This window comes from Streptomyces sp. NPDC057307 (assembly GCF_042667665.1).
In the GTDB taxonomy this organism is placed as follows: Bacteria; Actinomycetota; Actinomycetes; order Streptomycetales; family Streptomycetaceae; genus Streptomyces.
In genome coordinates this window covers 1-16,525 of the sequence record NZ_JBHUZM010000156.1, presented here as the reverse complement: position 1 = coordinate 16,525, position 16,525 = coordinate 1, and the positions used below count along the sequence as shown (strand labels likewise).

15 protein-coding genes and 1 pseudogene are annotated in these 16,525 nt (G+C 71.1%); 8 read left to right on the top strand and 8 right to left on the bottom strand.

Annotated elements, in window-relative coordinates:
• Window positions 1-70 precede the first annotated feature (70 nt).
• From ACFUN8_RS32465 to ACFUN8_RS32435, 7 genes are all read right to left on the bottom strand, one after another.
• Window positions 71-856 carry an ABC transporter ATP-binding protein gene (locus ACFUN8_RS32465; protein ID WP_382568685.1) on the bottom strand — a complete coding sequence of 262 codons (786 nt, stop codon included), beginning with the start codon at window positions 854-856 and terminating at the stop codon, window positions 71-73.
• The gene (locus ACFUN8_RS32460) at window positions 849-1,787 is read right to left on the bottom strand and encodes an ABC transporter permease (RefSeq protein ID WP_383645580.1); all 939 of its coding nucleotides are present in this window, start codon (window positions 1,785-1,787) and stop codon (window positions 849-851) included. The genes ACFUN8_RS32465 and ACFUN8_RS32460 overlap by 8 nt, the downstream gene beginning before the upstream one ends.
• 99 nt (window positions 1,788-1,886) lie before the next feature.
• A complete protein-coding gene (locus ACFUN8_RS32455) occupies window positions 1,887-2,759 on the bottom strand; it encodes a glycosyltransferase family 2 protein (protein WP_383645577.1) in 873 nt (290 codons plus the stop codon).
• 5 nt (window positions 2,760-2,764) lie between these two features.
• Window positions 2,765-3,544, bottom strand: coding sequence for a CDP-alcohol phosphatidyltransferase family protein (locus ACFUN8_RS32450; RefSeq protein ID WP_383645574.1), 780 nt, complete (start codon window positions 3,542-3,544; stop codon window positions 2,765-2,767).
• On the bottom strand, window positions 3,522-4,583 hold the full coding sequence (locus ACFUN8_RS32445) for an iron-containing alcohol dehydrogenase family protein (protein WP_383645571.1): 1,062 nt from the start codon (window positions 4,581-4,583) through the stop codon (window positions 3,522-3,524). The genes ACFUN8_RS32450 and ACFUN8_RS32445 overlap by 23 nt, the downstream gene beginning before the upstream one ends.
• Window positions 4,571-5,308 carry a sugar phosphate nucleotidyltransferase gene (locus tag ACFUN8_RS32440; RefSeq protein WP_383645568.1) on the bottom strand — a complete coding sequence of 246 codons (738 nt, stop codon included), beginning with the start codon at window positions 5,306-5,308 and terminating at the stop codon, window positions 4,571-4,573. Before ACFUN8_RS32440 ends, ACFUN8_RS32445 begins: the two co-directional genes overlap by 13 nt.
• The gene (locus tag ACFUN8_RS32435) at window positions 5,305-7,221 is read right to left on the bottom strand and encodes a DUF5941 domain-containing protein (RefSeq protein WP_383645585.1); all 1,917 of its coding nucleotides are present in this window, start codon (window positions 7,219-7,221) and stop codon (window positions 5,305-5,307) included. The genes ACFUN8_RS32440 and ACFUN8_RS32435 overlap by 4 nt, the downstream gene beginning before the upstream one ends.
• Before the next feature lie 342 nt (window positions 7,222-7,563).
• On the opposite strand from ACFUN8_RS32435, the gene galE reads away from it, so the two are divergent.
• From galE to idi, 4 genes and pseudogenes are all read left to right on the top strand, one after another.
• A complete protein-coding gene (gene galE / locus ACFUN8_RS32430; protein WP_383645565.1) occupies window positions 7,564-8,547 on the top strand; it encodes a UDP-glucose 4-epimerase GalE in 984 nt (327 codons plus the stop codon).
• 152 nt (window positions 8,548-8,699) lie between these two features.
• A complete protein-coding gene (locus tag ACFUN8_RS32425; protein ID WP_383645562.1) occupies window positions 8,700-9,641 on the top strand; it encodes a cation diffusion facilitator family transporter in 942 nt (313 codons plus the stop codon).
• A 251-nt stretch (window positions 9,642-9,892) separates the two neighbouring features.
• A pseudogene (locus tag ACFUN8_RS32420) lies at window positions 9,893-10,663 on the top strand (SAM-dependent methyltransferase); the annotation flags it as partial.
• 218 nt (window positions 10,664-10,881) lie between these two features.
• Window positions 10,882-11,475 carry an isopentenyl-diphosphate Delta-isomerase gene (gene idi / locus ACFUN8_RS32415; protein WP_383645559.1) on the top strand — a complete coding sequence of 198 codons (594 nt, stop codon included), beginning with the start codon at window positions 10,882-10,884 and terminating at the stop codon, window positions 11,473-11,475.
• Here the strand turns inward: idi and ACFUN8_RS32410 are convergent.
• A complete protein-coding gene (locus ACFUN8_RS32410; RefSeq protein ID WP_383645556.1) occupies window positions 11,450-11,989 on the bottom strand; it encodes an ATP-binding protein in 540 nt (179 codons plus the stop codon). The genes idi and ACFUN8_RS32410 overlap by 26 nt on opposite strands.
• Before the next feature lie 224 nt (window positions 11,990-12,213).
• Between ACFUN8_RS32410 and ACFUN8_RS32405 the strand changes: the two genes are divergently transcribed.
• From ACFUN8_RS32405 to ACFUN8_RS32390, 4 genes are all read left to right on the top strand, one after another.
• Complete coding sequence (locus ACFUN8_RS32405) at window positions 12,214-12,987, top strand: enoyl-CoA hydratase/isomerase family protein (RefSeq protein ID WP_383645553.1); 774 nt, start codon at window positions 12,214-12,216, stop codon at window positions 12,985-12,987.
• 77 nt (window positions 12,988-13,064) lie between these two features.
• Window positions 13,065-13,928, top strand: a complete 864-nt coding sequence (locus ACFUN8_RS32400; RefSeq protein WP_383645550.1) for a hypothetical protein — start codon at window positions 13,065-13,067, stop codon at window positions 13,926-13,928.
• 81 nt (window positions 13,929-14,009) lie between these two features.
• Window positions 14,010-14,141, top strand: a complete 132-nt coding sequence (locus tag ACFUN8_RS32395; RefSeq protein WP_383645547.1) for an LPFR motif small protein — start codon at window positions 14,010-14,012, stop codon at window positions 14,139-14,141.
• Window positions 14,142-14,258: 117 nt separating this feature from the next.
• Window positions 14,259-16,525, top strand: a 2,267-nt coding sequence (locus tag ACFUN8_RS32390) for a Tex family protein (protein ID WP_383645544.1), incomplete at its 3' end; no start/stop codon positions are given.

The following is a 16,525-nucleotide window of genomic DNA, read 5'->3' as shown; positions in this document are numbered from 1 at the left end:
CCGCCGGACTGATCCGGCGGGGGCCACTTCGCTGTGCGGGAGAGGGCTCGAACTTCCCTGAGGAATCCGGCTACTTGCCGGTCTCCTTCTCGTACGCCTTGAGCACCTCGTCCGTCGGGCCGTCCATCAGCAGCTCGCCCTTCTCCAGCCACAGCACACGGTCGCAGGTGTCCCTGATCGACTTGTTGCTGTGGCTGACCAGGAAGACCGTGCCGGCCTCCTTGCGCAGCTCGCGGATCCGCGCCTCGGAGCGGATCTGGAACTTGCGGTCACCGGTGGCCAGCGCCTCGTCGATCATGAGGACGTCGTGGTCCTTGGCCGCCGCGATGGAGAAGCGGAGCCGGGCCGCCATGCCGGAGGAGTAGGTCCGCATCGGCAGAGTGATGAAGTCGCCCTTCTCGTTGATGCCCGAGAAGTCGACGATGGACTGGTAGCGCTCACGTACCTGCTCGCGCGTCATTCCCATGGCGAGACCGCCCAGGATGACGTTGCGCTCGCCGGTGAGATCGTTCATCAGCGCGGCGTTGACGCCCAGCAGCGAGGGCTGGCCGTCGGTGTAGACCTTGCCGTGCTCGGTGGGCAGCAGCCCCGCGATGGCGCGCAGCAGGGTCGACTTGCCGGAGCCGTTGGTGCCGATCAGGCCGATCGCCTCGCCTCGGTAGGAGGTGAAGCTGACCCCCCGGACGGCGTGCACCTTGCGGACTCCGCGCGCCTCGCCCTTGTCGCGCCTGAGTATGCGGCTCAGTGCCGCAGTGGCGTTGCCCTTGCCACCGCCGCCGCCGTTGACGCGGTACACGATGTGCACGTCGTCGGCGATGACGGTGGGGACGCGTCCCTGCTCGTTGAGGTCAGCCACGGCCGTATCGTTCCTCAGCCTTCCAGAAGTACACAAAGCCCGCGATGCCGACGAGGAGCGACCAGGCGAGACCCGATGCCCACACGTGCTGGGGCAGGTTCTCGGAGCCGTAACCGTCGATCAGCGCGAAGCGGATGAGGTCCATGTAGATGGCGGCGGGGTTGTACTGGAGTACGTCGACGATCCAGCTCGGCACGTTCGGCTTGTCGGCGAGCATCAGCGGGATGGAGAACATCACGCCGGACGCGTACATCCAGGTGCGCATGATGAACGGCATGAGCTGGGCGAGGTCGGGCGTCTTGCTGCCCAGCCGCGCCATGATCAGCGCCAGACCGGTGTTGAAGAGGAACTGGAGCACCAGGACGGGCAGCACCAGCACCCAGGACAGGGACGGGAGGCTGCCGAAGGCGACCACCACGGCCAGCAGCACGATCATCGAGAACATCAGCTGCTGGAGCTGCTGGAGCGCGAAGGAGATGGGCAGCGAGGCGCGGGGGAAGTGCAGGGCCCGTACGAGCCCGAGGTTGCCCGAGATCGACTTCACGCCCGCCATCACGGACGTCTGGGTGAAGGCGAACACGAACACGCCCGTCACCAGGAACGGGATGTAGACGCTGGTCTCCATCCCGCGTCCGGCACCCAGGATCAGGCCGAAGATCAGGAAGTAGACGAAGGCGTTGAGCAGCGGGGTCGCCACCTGCCAGAGCTGGCCGAGCTTCGCCTGGCTGTACTGGGCCGTCAGCTTCGCCTGGGAGAAGGCGAGGATGAAGTGGCGCCGGCCGTACAGCTTGCGGATGTACTCGGCCAGTCCCGGACGGGCACCGCTCACCGACAGGCCGTACTTGGCGGCCAGTTCGGTCGAGGACAGACCGTCGTCGGGAGACGGCGGGGCGCTCATGGCGATCGCGCCGTCATGGGTTGTCTCACTCACAAGTTGAAACTTTCGTGTTCAAGATGCGCAGCCGGTCGGGCACAGGCGTGGACGGCCGGGACCCGGGGTTAAGCCCCGATGCTCTCAGAACCGAGCCTGTCAGATGACAGGCGGTCGGCCCAGTCGGGTCAGCCGCCACACCGTACGCCACTTCATGGGCCTGCGGGGACCGCACGGAGTGGTCCAGCCTTCCCGGAAACCGCCGAACCAGGCCTTGAGCGCGGGGACGGTCGGACGGCGGGCGAGGGTGAGCAGGATCCACACGCCGAGATAGACGGGGACGACGGGCGCGGGCAGGTTGCGGCGCGCCAGCCAGACCCGGTTGCGGGCCACCATGCGGTGGTAGACCGCGTGCCGTGACGGCGGCATCGTGGGGTGGAAGAGGACCATGTCCGCGCGGTAGTCGATCATCCAGCCGGCGTCCAGGGCCCGCCAGGCGAGGTCGGTCTCCTCGTGGGCGTAGAAGAAGTCGCCCGGGAGGGCGCCGACCTCGGCGAGGACCTTCGTACGGACGGCGTTGGCGCCGCCCAGGAAGGTCGTCACCCGGGAGGACCGGAGCGGGTCGGAGGCGCGCAGCCGGGGGACGTGGCGGCGCTGGGTGAGGCCGGTGTCGGGGTCGGCGATGCGGAAGCTGACGATGCCGAGGACGGGGTCGGCGGCGAACGCCTCCCGGACCAGTTCGGCGGTGTCGGTGCCGGGCAGCAGGCCGTCGTCGTCGAGGAAGAGCAGGACGTCCATGTCGCCGCCGGAGGGGCCGAACGCCTCGATGCCGACGTTACGGCCGCCGGGGATGCCGAGGTTCTCGGGCAGCTCGATGGTCCGTACGCCGTCGGGCACGTCGCCGACCGGGGCGCCGTTGCCGACGACGACGACGTCGATCGGGTCGCCGTCCTGCTTGGCGACGGAGTCGATGAGGGCGCGCAGGTCGTCGGGGCGGTTGCCCATGGTGATGATCACCGCACCGAGACGCATGTCACTCACCTCAGCCTGCTGGACGCGAGGATCGACACGAGGTGCAGCAGCGTCTGCACGACGGCGATTCCGGCGAGGACGGCGACGCCGAGCCGGGAGAAGAACAGGTCGTCCCGGACCGAGTCCAGGATCGCCAGGACCAGGATCAGCAGGGACGCCTCGATGCCGAGGATGAGCCGGTGGAACTTGAGCGCCCCGGCGGCCCTGCGGGCCAGCGCCATGCCGGACGAGCGCGGCTCGGAGGCCGCCTCCTTGACCGGGGCGAGGCCCTGCTGGTGACGGGCGACGCCGACGAGGTCGGTCTCGGCCTTGACCATGATGGCGCCGAGGGCGGCGAGCGTCCCGAGGAAGGCCCACAGCCAGTCGATCCGTCCGGTGCCCCACAGGTCGGCGGCGCGCAGGCCGAAGCCGACCAGGACGGCGGCGTCGCAGAGGTAGGCGGCGACCCGGTCGAGATAGACCCCGGTCATCGAGTACTGCTTCTTCCAGCGGGCGACCTCGCCGTCGACGCAGTCCAGCAGCAGATAGAGCTGGACCGCCACCACGCCGAGCACCGCGCCCGTGATCCCGGGCACCAGGAGGGCGGGGAGGGCCAGGGCGCCGGCGACGGTCATCACATAGGTCAGCTGGTTGGGCGTGACCCGCGTGTTCACCAGGTACCGGTCGACGCGCAGGGAGATCTCGCGCATGTAGAGCCGGCCCCCCCAGTGCTCGCCGCTCCGCCGGTCCTTGACGCCCGGGGGGTGAACGACCGGACGGAGTTCAGCTACTGATGGTCTTGGCATAGTCGGCGTACGCGTCCCTGATCTGGTCGGTGGACAGGTCGAGGTGTTCGAGGATCGTGAAGCGGCCCGGTCTGGTCTGCGGCGCGTAGTCGACGGCCCGGACGAACTCGTCGACGGTGAAGCCGATCTCGTCGGGCAGCACGGGCAGTTCGTGTCTGCGCAGCACCTCGGCGAAGAGCCGCGACTGTTCGCGGGCGCCGCGCAGATGCATCGCGAAGGCGGCGCCGATGCCGACCTGTTCGCCGTGGCTCGCGGCGCGCTTGGGGTAGAGCAGATCGAAGGCGTGGCTGATCTCGTGGCAGGCGCCGGACGAGGGCCGGGTGTCGCCGCTGATCGAGATGGCGATGCCGGACAGGACGAGCGCCTCGGACAGCACGGTGAGGAACTCGTCGTCGCCGACGCCGCCGGGGTGGCGCAGAACGGATTCGCCGGCGGTACGGGCCATGGCGGCGGCCAGTCCGTCGATGGGCTCGCCGTTGACCTCGTGGGACAGCTCCCAGTCGGCGATGGCCGAGAGGTTGGAGATGGCGTCGCCGATTCCGGAGCGTACGAAGCGGGGCGGGGCCTCGCGTACGACATCGAGGTCGATGACCATCGCGATCGGCATCGGCACGCCGTAGGAGCCGCGGCCGTTGTCGTTGTCGAGGGTGGCGACCGGTGAACACAGGCCGTCGTGGGCGAGGTTGGTGGCGACGGAGACCATCGGCAGGCCGACGCGTGCGGCGGCGTACTTCGCGACATCGATGATCTTGCCGCCGCCGAGGCCGACCACCGCGTCGTACCGCTTGCCCTTGATGTCGTCGGCGAGCTTGACGGCTGAGTCGATCGTGCCGTCGGCGACCGGGTACCAGGCGGCGCCGGGCAGCACCGGCGACAGCTTCTCGCGCAGCGCCTGCCCCGAGCCGCCGCTGATCGCGATGGCGAGCTTGCCGGAGGCGGAGATCCGCTGGTCGGCGAGGAGGCCGGCCAGATCGTCCAGGGCGCCGCGCGTGATGTCGACGACGACCGGGGACGGGATGAGTCGGGTCAGTACTGGCACGCGATGACACGGCCCTTCGCGAGGTCGTCGTGGTTGTCGATCTCCACCCAGGGGATGTCGCCGATGGGGGCGACGTCGATGGTGAAGCCTCTGTTCACGAGTTCCTGGTAGCCGTCCTCGTAGTAGAGGTCGGGGTCGCGCTCGAAGGTGGCCTTGAGGGCGTCGGCGAGTTCGTCGGCGGCCTCGGGCTCGATGAGGGTGACGCCGATGTACTCGCCGCTGGCGGTGGCGGGGTCCATCAGCTTCGTGATGCGCCGTACGCCCTTGTCCGCCTCGGTGATGACCTTCATCTCCTCGTCGGCGAGCTGCTTCACCGCGTCGAGGGCGAGGATGATCTTCCGGCCCTCGCCGCGGGCGGCGAGCAGTGTGCGCTCGACGGAGACGGGGTGGACGGTGTCGCCGTTGGCGAGGATCACACCGCGTTTGATGACGTCACGGGCGCACCAGAGGGAGTAGGCGTTGTTCCACTCCTCGGCCTTGTCGTTGTCGACGAGGGTGAGGGTGAGGCCGTACTTCGCCTCCAGGGCGGCCTTGCGCTCGTACACGGCCTCCTTGCGGTAGCCGACGACGATCGCGGCCTCGGTGAGCCCGATCTCGGCGAAGTTGCCGAGCGTCAGGTCGAGGACGGTCGTGTCGCCGTCCACGGGCACGAGGGCCTTGGGCAGCGTGTCGGTGTAGGGGCGCAGGCGCCTTCCGGCACCTGCCGCCAGTACGAGGCCGATCATGCGGTTTCTCCTTCGTCGTGTACGGCGGGGGCTCCGGAGGACACCCAGAACTGGATGGACTCCGCGAGCGCGATCACGGCGACGACGACGGCGACCACCGTCAGTTCCGACGGAAGGTCGAACGCGGCCGTGGAGAACGCGGCGAGTACGGCGACGAGCAGCGTGCGGCCCTCGTGTCCGCCGAGGGAGCGGACCAGCCCGCGGGGCGGGGCTCCGGCGCCGCCACGGATGCGGTACACCGTGTCGTAGTGATGGTAGGCGACCGCCGCGACCAGCCCGAACGCCGCGGGCAGGGCGCCGGGGACGTCCGCGCGGGCGGCGAGGAGCAGGATCGCGCCGTACTCGGTCGCCCGGAAGACCGGCGGGATGAGCCAGTCGAGCGGGCCGCCCATGCGGTGGGCGACGGCGATCCCGGAGGTCACGACGTAGATCAGGGCGCCGACGACGAGTACGGGGCTGTCGAGCGGGCCGAAGGCGGCCATGGCGACGGCGGCGGCGCCGCCCGCGACGGCGATCAGGAGCGCCAGCACGCCGGGCATCGCGCGGGCCGGGCGCCGCACCACGCGGGCGACCAGTTCGGCGAGCGGTCCGGTGTCGGCGAGGTCGGCGAGCGCCTGGGCGGCCCGGTCGGTGCGGACGGCCCGGCGGGTCACCGAGCGCAGGACCCGGCCGGCGGTGGTGTAGCAGGCGGCGAAGCCGCAGCCGACGAGGAGCGCGTAGAAGACGATCCGGGGTGTGGTGACGGCGGTGAGGACGGCGATCATCGCCCAGCGCTCGCCGATCGGCAGGACGATCATCCGGCGCACCCAGACGGTCCAGCCGACGCTGTCGAGCCTGCTGGACAGGGCGGTGGTGGGGGTGCCGACGACGGCCTTGCCGTTGACCGTCGCGGCGGTGCTGTCGGCGTTGGCCTCGTTGAAGGAGAAGTCCACGAAGTGACGTACGGACTGCAGGACCATCGCGGCGAGCGCGAGTGCCCATACGTCATCGCCGCCGCGGGCGGCGCCGAGCGCGAGACCCGCGTAGTACGCGTACTCCTTGGCCCGGTCGAAGGTCGCGTCCAGCCAGGCGCCCATCGTCGAGTACTGCAACGAGTAGCGGGCGAGCTGGCCGTCGGTGCAGTCGAGTACGAAGGAGAAGAGCAGCAGCAGTCCGGCCGCGACATAGCCGCCGCGGGTGCCGGTGGCCGCGCAGCCCGCCGCGATCAGGGCGGTGAACAGGGACGCGGTGGTGACCTGGTTGGGCGTCAGTCCGCGCCGGGCGCACCAGCGGGCGAGGTAGCGGGAGTAGGGGCTGATGCAGTAGGTGGTGAAGAAACCGTCGCGCGCCTTCACTGCGGAACGCAGCCGTACGGCCTCGTCGTCGACGGCCGAGACGGCGGCGAGCGCCTGTTCGCGTTCGGTCCGTCCGGTGGGGACGGCGGCGACGAGAGAGCCGAGTTCGGGGTGCTGTACGGCGGTGCCGTCGGCCTCCAGCGCGGCGCCCACCCGGTCGGCGAGCGGGAGTTCGGAGGTCGTGGGCGCGGTGTGCGTGCCGGTCTGGCCGGCCTCGGTCGCGAGGCCGGCGCCACCGGTGCGTACGGCGGGGGCGTCCGCACGGTCCGCGGCGGCGCCGTCGGTCGCGGTGGTCAGCGCCCTGGACAGCGCGGCACGTGCCTCGGGTTGGGCGGTCAGCGCGCCGGTGACGGCCGCGGCCGGGAACCGGGGGTCCGTCAACGCCAGCCGCAGGGCGTGGAGATGACCGACGAAGCGCTGGTCCACGAGGGCGACGCGGTCGGCGGCGGGTGCCGAGGCGAGCAGGCCGAGGGCCGTCGCCGCGTCGGGCGCGGTGCGTACGTCGAATCCCAGCGACCGCAGATCGCCTTCGAGCGGCGATCCGGGTACCGGCGTACCGGTGAGGATGGCGGTCGACAGACGAATTCACTCCTTGACACTGCGGGGCGGCCGCGCGGCGGCTCTGCCCGGGATGCGGGTCGGCGGCATGTCGGCAGAGGCTATCGGATGAACGGAAGACCGAGTTCACTGCCCGTTCACGCCCCGGACGCCATGAGCCGGGCCAATTCCGACCCGCCGGGAGATCATCATTGTCGATGGGTGCCCCGCCTCACAAACCGTGGCCGTCAGGGACCCGCGCGGGTCCCGTAAGACATATCCGACTCCGCACGGTCTGCACCGTCGAAGCCGCGACCGCCAGGTGAACGTCCGGTAACCGTACGACCACCGGGGCCGTCTCGCGGCAGCCTCTATGGTGACGGCATGACTTGGCTGATCACAGGTGGAGCGGGATACATCGGCGCGCACGTGGCGCGGTCCATGACCGAGGCGGGTGAACGGGTCGTGGTCCTCGACAACGTCTCGTCCGGCGTCGCGGACCGACTGCCCGCCGAAATCCCTCTGGTGCGGGGCTCGTTGCTCGACCGGGAGGTCGTCGACCGGGCGCTGGCCGACCATGCCGTGACGGGTGTGGTGCATCTCGCCGCCAAGAAGCAGGTCGGCGAATCGGTCGAGCAGCCGCTCGCCTACTACCGGGAGAATGTGCACGGTCTCACCGTGCTGCTGGAGGCCGTGGTCGACGCGGGGGTGGAGCGGTTCCTGTTCTCGTCGTCGGCGGCCGTGTACGGCGTGCCCGATGTGGAGCTGATCACCGAGCGGACCCCGGCCGTGCCGATCAACCCGTACGGCGAGACGAAGCTCACGGGCGAGTGGCTGGTACGCGCCACCGGCCGGGCCCACTCGCTGTCCACCGCGTGTCTGCGCTACTTCAACGTGGCGGGCTCCGCGCGCCCAGAGCTGGCGGACACCGGGGTGTTCAACATCATCCCGATGTTCTTCGACCGGATCACTCGCGGTGAGCCGATGCGGATCTTCGGCGACGACTATCCGACGCCGGACGGCACCTGCGTACGGGACTACATCCATGTCGCGGATCTCGCCGACGCCCATCTCGCGGTGGCCCGGCGGCTGGCCGCGCAGGAGGTGCCCGGCGACCTGACGTACAACATCGGGCGCGGCGAGGGCGTGTCGGTGCGTGAACTCGCGGATCTGGTGGCCGAGGTCACGGGGCGTACGACTCCCCCGGTCGTGGAGCCGCGCCGGGCGGGCGACGCCGCGAAGGCCGTCGCGTCGGTCGAGTCGATCACCGGGGACCTGGGCTGGACGGCCCGGCGCGGGGTACGCGAAATGGTCGAATCGGCGTGGGAGGGCTGGCGGCTGTGCCACCCCGAGCTGCCCGCCGACTGACCCGTAAAAGATCTTGCCGCTCCGCTGACCTGCGGGCATTCCCGCAGGTCAGAGGGAATGACAACGGTGTTCAGTCCCGTGTTGCTCGATACCCCCCACCCGTAGTTCACTGGGCCGCGTCGGCACGATCGAACTGACCGGGAGGCAACCTCATGGGGGCTGGGCACGATCACGGGCACACGCACGGCGGTGCGCCGCCGCCGGGGACCGCGACCGCCGCGTACAAGGGGCGGCTGCGGATCGCGCTGGGGATCACCCTGTCCGTCATGGTCATGGAGATCATCGGTGGTATCGCGTCCGACTCCCTGGCCCTGATCGCCGACGCCGCGCACATGGCGACCGACGCGGTCGGTCTGGCCCTGGCGCTGCTGGCGGTCCACTTCGCGAACCGGCCGTCGACCGGCAACCGCACGTTCGGCCTGGCCCGCGCCGAGATCCTGGCCGCGCTCGCCAACTGTCTGCTGCTGCTCGGTGTCGGCGGCTTCCTGCTCTTCGAGGCGGTCGAGCGCTTCATCACCCCCGCCGACACCAAGGGCGGGCTCACGATCATCTTCGCGGCCGTCGGCATGGTCGCCAACCTGATCTCCCTCTCCCTGCTGATGCGCGGGCAGAAGGAGAGCCTCAATGTGCGCGGCGCGTATCTGGAGGTGCTGGCCGACACCCTCGGCTCGGTCGCCGTCCTGATCTCGGCGACGGTCATCCTGACCACCGGCTGGCAGGCGGCCGACCCGATCGCGTCCCTGGTGATCGGTCTGATGATCGTCCCGAGGACCGTGAAGCTGCTGCGCGAGACGCTGAACGTGCTGCTGGAGGCGGCGCCCAAGGGCGTGGACATGGCCGAGGTCAGGGCGCACATAGTGGCACTCCCCGGCGTGGAGGACGTGCACGACCTGCACGCCTGGACGATCACCTCGGGCATGCCGGTCCTCTCGGCGCACGTGGTGGTGAGCCAGTCCGTGCTGAGCAGCGTCGGGCACGAGAGGATGCTGCACGATCTGCAGGGGTGCCTCGGCGACCACTTCGACGTGGAGCACTGCACCTTCCAGCTGGAGCCGGTGGGGCACGCGGAGCACGAGGCGAATCTCTGTCACTGAGGGCGGGGCCGGCGGGGCGGCCGGCGGGGGCCGGTAATCCGGTGGGACCGCCGGGCGAGCCCTGTTAGAGTCCCGGCCGGAGACGCCGGTGTCTCCCCCGTCGTGAGAGGAGCTGAGGTTGATGACCGTCGCAGTGGAGGTCGCCACGCGCGGCACACGGTCCTTCCCCAGCTTCCGGGCTGCCGGCTGACCGGACGCACCACACCGGTCCCGCGTCGGCCGCAGCCCCTCACACACAAGGGTTGCTCACGTTGTCCGACAACGACACACACGACGCGTCGGCTCACTCCGCCGATGCCGAACTCGACGCCTTCTTCGCCCTGCACCACGGTCTGCCGCGGCAGGGTCCCGGCTCCGACGCCACCACCCGGCGGCTGCTGTCCTTCGCCGGACCGCTGCCGTCCCGTCCGCGCGCGCTCGACCTGGGCTGCGGCCCCGGCCGGGTGTCGCTCCTGCTGGCCGCCGAGGCCGGCGCGCGGGTGACGGCCGTCGATCTGCACGAGCCGTTCCTCGACGAGCTGCGGCGCGCCGCCGCCGCCCGCGGGCTCACCGGATCGATCAGCACGCGGACGGCGGACATGGCCGAACTCCCCTATCCGGACGGGGCGTTCGACCTGGTATGGGCGGAGAGTTCCGTCTACTCCATCGGCTTCGACAACGGCCTCGGCCGCTGGCGACGGCTGCTGGCCCCCGGCGGCGCCCTGGTCGTCACCGAGTGCGAGTGGACGAAGGCCGAACCGAACGCAGAGGCACGTGCCTTCTGGGACGGCCAGTACGCGCTCCGTACGACCGAGGAGAACACGGCGGCGGCCGTCGCCGCCGGATACACCGTGCTGGAGGTGTACCGGCAGCCGGAGAGCGACTGGGACGAGTACTACGGGCCGCTCGGCGAGCGGGCCGACTCGGCCGACCGGCGGGCGCCCGGCATGGATCGGGCGCTCGCCGTGACCCGCGCGGAGATCGCGATGCGCCGCGAGCACGGCACGGAGTACGGCTACACCGGCTATGTCCTGCGTCCGTCCCCGGCGGAGGGGGCCGAAGGGGCGGGCGAGGCGCCGCCCGCGTGACGGCTCCCACCCCGGCGGAAGCCGGGACGTAACACCCGTGTCCGTCCCCGCGAAGCACATCGCGGGGGCGGACACACCCGTTTCGGGAAAGGACATGCCCGTTTCGCGGAAGTGCGGACAAGACGCTCTTGTACGGCAGACTTGAGGGCCGAGGACCGAAGCGAAGGATGGCTATGCCGACCACACCTGTCACTGCCCCGAGCAGCTCGCCCAACGGGGTACAAGAAGCGATCATGCTGGAGCTGGTCGACGAGGACGGCAACACCATCGGCACGGCCGAGAAGCTCGCCGCACATCAGCCACCGGGTCAGCTGCACCGGGCGTTCTCGGTGTTCCTCTTCGACGAGCAGGGCAGGCTGCTGATCCAGCGCCGCGCGCTCGGCAAGTACCACTCCCCCGGCGTCTGGTCGAACACCTGCTGCGGGCACCCGTATCCGGACGAGGCGCCCTTCGCCGCCGCGGCCCGGCGGACGTACGAGGAACTGGGCATCTCGCCCACGCTGCTCGCCGAGGCGGGCACGGTCCGCTACAACCACCCGGACCCGGCGTCCGGGCTGGTCGAGCAGGAGTACAACCACGTCTTCGTGGGGCTGGTGCAGGCGACGCCGCGGCCGGACCCGGCGGAGATCCACGACACGGAGTTCGTCACACCGGCCGAGCTGGACGAGCGGCACGGCGCGGCGCCGTTCTCCGCGTGGTTCATGTCCGTGCTGGACACGGCGCGCCCGGCGATCCAGGAACTCACGGGGCCGGCCGGGGGCTGGTGACGGGACCGCCCGCGGTCTCACGCGCCTCCTGGATCACCGGGGCCCGGGTGGGCACCACCACGGCGTCGGGCGTCAGCGGGAGCAGCGCCCAGACGATCTTCCCGCCGCTCGCCGTGTGCTCGACGTCGCAGGTGCCGCCCGCCTCCAGCGTGATCTCCCGTACCAGCAGCAGACCGCGCCCACCGGTCTGCGCGTAGTCCCGCTCCAGCGCCTTCGGCCGGTACGGGTGGTTGTCCTCCACGGACACCCGGACCCAGTCGGCGGCGATGGCGACCTCCACGGCCAGCTCCGGCGACAGCAGGGCCGCGTGCCGTACGGCATTGGTCACCAGCTCCGAGACGATCAGCAGCAGCCCCTGGACGGTCTCGTCGGACGCCGGGGCGCCCTGCCGGTCCAGCAGGTCGCGTACGGCGTGCCGCGCCTGCGGCACGGAGATCTCCACGGCCGGTGCGGTGAACCGCCAGACCCCCTCGTACGGCTTCGGTCTGGCCGGAACACTTCCGAGGCTCTCCATCACCGCGGCACCCACCCTCGGTTCCCCAGCGCTCCGAGCGCGCTGTGCGTCGGACACCGAGTCTTGGGAATCAGGTGGGACGGACCAGGGCACTGAACAGAAGTCAGCGCCTATCGATGGATTGTGTCCGGGGTTGCCCGAATCCGTTGGACGGCTGACCGATCATGTCGGTTTCCAGCCCCTTCGCGATCACCGGTGCACGGTGCCCGGATAGCATCCGGCGCATGGAGCCCACGCCCACCGAACCCGCGCCGCCACGGCTGACCGCCGTCGTCGCCGACGGGGTCGCCACCGTGACCATCACGCATCCCGCCAAGCGCAACGCGCTGACCGCGCCGATGTGGCGGGCGCTGCCCGAACTGCTGGCCGGGATGGCCACCGACCCCGCCGTGCACGCCCTGGTGCTGACCGGCGCCGGCGACTCCTTCAGCGCGGGCGCCGACATCGGGGCGCTGCGCGAGCCCGGCGACGCGCTGCAGGATCTCAGCGTGGCGGCGGAGGAGGCGCTGGCCGCGTTCCCCAAGCCGACGCTGGCGGCCGTACGGGGCTACTGCGTGGGCGGCGGCGCCCAGTTGGCGGTCGCGTGCGACCTGCGGTTCGCGGAGGAGGGCGCGCGGTTCGGGATCACACCGGCGAAGCTCGGCGTCGTCTACCGGTCGTCGTCGACCCGGCGGCTGGTCTCCCTCGTCGGTCCGTCGACCGCCAAGTACCTGCTGTTCTCCGGGGAGTTGATCGAGACCGAGCGGGCCCTGCGGGTCGGCCTGGTGGACGAGGTGCTCGCGCCGGGCGAACTGGGCAAGCGGGTGGCCGAGTTCACCCGGGTACTGGCCGGGCGCTCGCAGCTCACCCAGGCGGCGGCGAAGGAGTACGCGACGGGGCGCGAGGACCGGGACGCGTACTGGGACGGGCAGGCGCGCGGCAGCGGGGACCGGGCGGAGGGCGTGGCGGCGTTCCTGGAGCGCAGGACGCCGCGGTTCGGGTGGACGGTGCGGGACTGAGGGGCTGCCCCGGGGGCGCCCCGGTTGCGGGGACACCGGGGCTACCGACCGTACCGACCAGTCGGTAACGTACGGGCATGACCACTCTCGCCCCGCGCGCCGGACGCCGCTGTCACAACGCCGTCAATCCGCTCCACTCGACGGTCTACTTCTCCCCGGATCTCGGCAAGGAGCTGGCCGGGGTGGGGGTCGACGACCCGAGGGCCGCGTACTTCGCCGGGCGCGGCGCCGCGATGGGCGCGGTCGGCCCCGGCGTGATCGCCGCCGCCTTCTACAACTTCAGCTACGAGCTGGTCGCCCGGCACATCCCGGCCGTGTGGCGGGTCGCCTCGCCCGAGACCGTGCTCGACGCCCGGCTGCGCGCCGTCGACTCCACCCTGCGGCGTGTCCTCGGTGCGGAGGTCGTCGCGTCCGGCGAGATGGCCGAGGCGGCCCGGCTCGCGCTGCGCGCCACCGAGGCGTGCACCCGACACGCCCGGCCGCTCTACGCCGCGCACGCCGATCTGCCGGTCCCCGAGGAGCCGCACCTCGCCTACTGGCACGCGGCGACGCTGCTGCGCGAACACCGCGGCGACGGCCATCTCACCGCGCTGCTGTCCGCCGGGCTCGACCCGGTCGAGGCGCTCGTCAGCCATACGGCGACCGGCAAGGGCATGTCCCCGCGCTGGGTGCTCGGTACGCGGGGCTGGCACCGTGCGGACTGGGACGCCGCCGCAGGGCGGCTGCGGGAGCGCGGGCTGCTGGACGACGCGGGCGAGCTGACCGGGGCGGGGACCGCGCTCCGCGCCGACCTGGAGGAGCACACGGACCGGCTGGACGGCGCGCCGTACGAGTATCTGGGCGCCGACGGGGTGGAGCGGCTCACCGAGCTGGGGCGGGGATTCCTCCTGGCCGCGGCCGGCGCCGGCGCGTTCCCGGAGGACCTCGTCGGAAAGGGCTGATGTTTGCGAGCGCGCTGAGCGGCAAACCGGAGAGTGTGGGTCGTTACGGCAGACCCGCACAGCTACCAGGAGGTTTCCGTCATGCGTGCCATCGCAGATGCACTTCGCGCCGTCGGTGGCGCCATCGCCACCGTGGTCACCCTGCCGTTCCGGCTCGTCGCCAAGCTGTTCAGCGGCGGCTCCCGCGGCGGCGGCCGCGCCCGCCGCGCCTGACCCCCGTCAGGTCCCGCCAGGGCCCCTCTCTCCGAGAGGGCGCGCGACACGGCCCCCGGCCACCCGGCACAATGCAGGCACAAGCACAGCCAGCACGAGAGCCGAGTCGGGGAGAACGTGACGACGTCCATCGAAGGCAGGATCGCCGGGGAACTCGGCGTACGCGAGCGGCAGGTGAAGGCGGCCGTCGAGCTGCTGGACGGCGGGTCGACCGTGCCGTTCATCGCTCGGTACCGCAAGGAAGCGACCGAGATGCTCGACGACGCGCAGTTGCGCACGCTCGAGGAGCGGTTGCGCTACCTGCGCGAACTCGAGGAGCGCCGGACGGCGATCCTGGAGTCCGTACGCGAGCAGGGCAAGCTGGACGAGGCTCTGGAGGCGCAGATCCGGGCCGCCGACACCAAGTCGCGGCTTGAGGACATCTATCTGCCGTTCAAGCCCAAGCGGCGCACGAAGGCGCAGATCGCCCGTGAGGCCGGCCTCGAACCGCTCGCCGAGGGCCTGCTGAACAATCCGTCGGTGGACCCTCTGACGGCCGCGGCGGCGTTCGTCGACACCGAGAAGGGTGTCGCGGACGCCGCCGCCGCGCTGGACGGCTCACGCGCCATCCTCACCGAGCGCTTCTCCGAGGACGCCGACCTCATCGGTGAGCTGCGGGAGCGCATGTGGACGCGCGGCCGGCTCACGGCGAAGGTCCGTGAGGGCAAGGGCAACGCGACGGAGGGGCCCGCCGCCAAGTTCGCGGACTACTTCGACTTCGCCGAAGCCTTCACCGCCCTCCCCTCGCACCGCATGCTCGCGCTCTTCCGGGGCGAGAAGGAAGAGGTCCTGGACCTCAGCCTGGAGCCGGAGTCCGACGACGCCGACGCGCTGCCGGGCCCGAGCGCGTACGAGAACATGGTCGCCCGCCGCTTCGGCGTCGCGGACCGCGGCCGGCCCGGCGACAAGTGGCTGGCCGACACGGTCCGTTGGGCCTGGCGCACCCGGATCCTCGTCCACCTCGGCATCGACCTGCGCCTCCGGCTGCGGACGGCCGCCGAGGACGAGGCGGTACGGGTCTTCGCGTCGAACCTGCGCGATCTGCTGCTGGCCGCGCCCGCGGGGACGCGTGCCACGCTCGGGCTGGACCCCGGTTTCCGTACGGGGGTCAAGGTCGCCGTCGTCGACGCGACGGGCAAGGTCGTCGGCATCGACACGATCTATCCGCACGTCCCGGCGAACAAGTGGGACGAGTCCCTGGCGAAACTCGCGCGGCTCTGCGCCGAGCACTCCGTCGACCTGATCGCCATCGGCAACGGCACGGCGTCCCGCGAGACGGACAAGCTGGCGGGCGAACTGATCGCGAAACACCCGGAGTTGAAGCTCACGAAGGTGATGGTCTCGGAGGCGGGCGCCTCCGTGTACTCCGCCTCGGCGTTCGCCTCCCAGGAGCTGCCCGACCTCGACGTGTCGATCCGCGGCGCCGTCTCGATCGCCCGGCGCCTCCAGGACCCGCTCGCCGAGCTGGTCAAGATCGACCCCAAGTCCATCGGCGTCGGCCAGTACCAGCACGACCTGTCCGAGGTGAAGCTCTCACGCTCGCTCGACGCGGTCGTCGAGGACTGTGTGAACGGCGTCGGCGTCGACGTCAACACGGCGTCCGCGCCGCTGCTTTCGCGGGTGTCCGGCATCGGCGCCGGTCTCGCCGAGAACATCGTCTCCCACCGGGACTCCAACGGGCCGTTCCGCTCACGGCGGGCGCTGAAGGACGTGGCACGGCTGGGGCCGAAGGCGTACGAGCAGTGCGCGGGCTTCCTGCGGATCCGGGACGGCGACGATCCGCTGGACGCGTCGTCCGTCCACCCGGAGGCGTATCCGGTCGTCCGCGCGATGGTGAAGACGACCGGCAGCGAGGTCGCGACGCTGATGGGCAACGCGGGCGCGCTGCGCTCGCTGCGGCCCGCCGACTTCGTCAGCGACGCGTTCGGTCTGCCGACGGTCACGGACATCCTGCGCGAGCTGGAGAAGCCGGGCCGGGACCCGCGCCCCGCGTTCAAGACGGCGACGTTCAAGGACGGTGTCGAGAAGATCGGCGACCTCACCGCCGGGATGGTGCTGGAGGGCGTGGTCACGAACGTGGCGGCGTTCGGGGCGTTCGTGGACATCGGTGTGCACCAGGACGGGCTGGTCCATGTGTCGGCGATGTCGAAGACGTTCGTGAAGGACCCGCGCGATGTCGTGAAGCCGGGCGACGTGGTGAAGGTGAAGGTGCGGGAGGTCGACATCCCGCGCAAGCGGATCTCCCTGACGCTGCGGCTGGACGACGAGGCGGAGTCGCGCGCCGGCGGGGGCGGCGGGGGGGGCGAACGCGCCCCGCCGCGGCGGGGGGGGGGGGGGGGCGGGGC

Bases quoted from the DNA above. Each gene is read 5' to 3' on its own strand.
- ACFUN8_RS32455 (WP_383645577.1), bottom strand. From the start codon at position 2,759: ATGCGTCTCGGTGCGGTGATCATCACCATGGGCAACCGCCCCGACGAC.
- ACFUN8_RS32450 (WP_383645574.1), bottom strand. From the start codon at position 3,544: ATGCCAAGACCATCAGTAGCTGAACTCCGTCCGGTCGTTCACCCCCCG.
- ACFUN8_RS32440 (WP_383645568.1), bottom strand. From the start codon at position 5,308: ATGATCGGCCTCGTACTGGCGGCAGGTGCCGGAAGGCGCCTGCGCCCC.
- galE (WP_383645565.1), top strand. From the start codon at position 7,564: ATGACTTGGCTGATCACAGGTGGAGCGGGATACATCGGCGCGCACGTG.
- ACFUN8_RS32425 (WP_383645562.1), top strand. From the start codon at position 8,700: ATGGGGGCTGGGCACGATCACGGGCACACGCACGGCGGTGCGCCGCCG.
- idi (WP_383645559.1), top strand. From the start codon at position 10,882: ATGCCGACCACACCTGTCACTGCCCCGAGCAGCTCGCCCAACGGGGTA.
- ACFUN8_RS32410 (WP_383645556.1), bottom strand. From the start codon at position 11,989: ATGGAGAGCCTCGGAAGTGTTCCGGCCAGACCGAAGCCGTACGAGGGG.
- ACFUN8_RS32405 (WP_383645553.1), top strand. From the start codon at position 12,214: ATGGAGCCCACGCCCACCGAACCCGCGCCGCCACGGCTGACCGCCGTC.
- ACFUN8_RS32400 (WP_383645550.1), top strand. From the start codon at position 13,065: ATGACCACTCTCGCCCCGCGCGCCGGACGCCGCTGTCACAACGCCGTC.
- ACFUN8_RS32395 (WP_383645547.1), top strand. From the start codon at position 14,010: ATGCGTGCCATCGCAGATGCACTTCGCGCCGTCGGTGGCGCCATCGCC.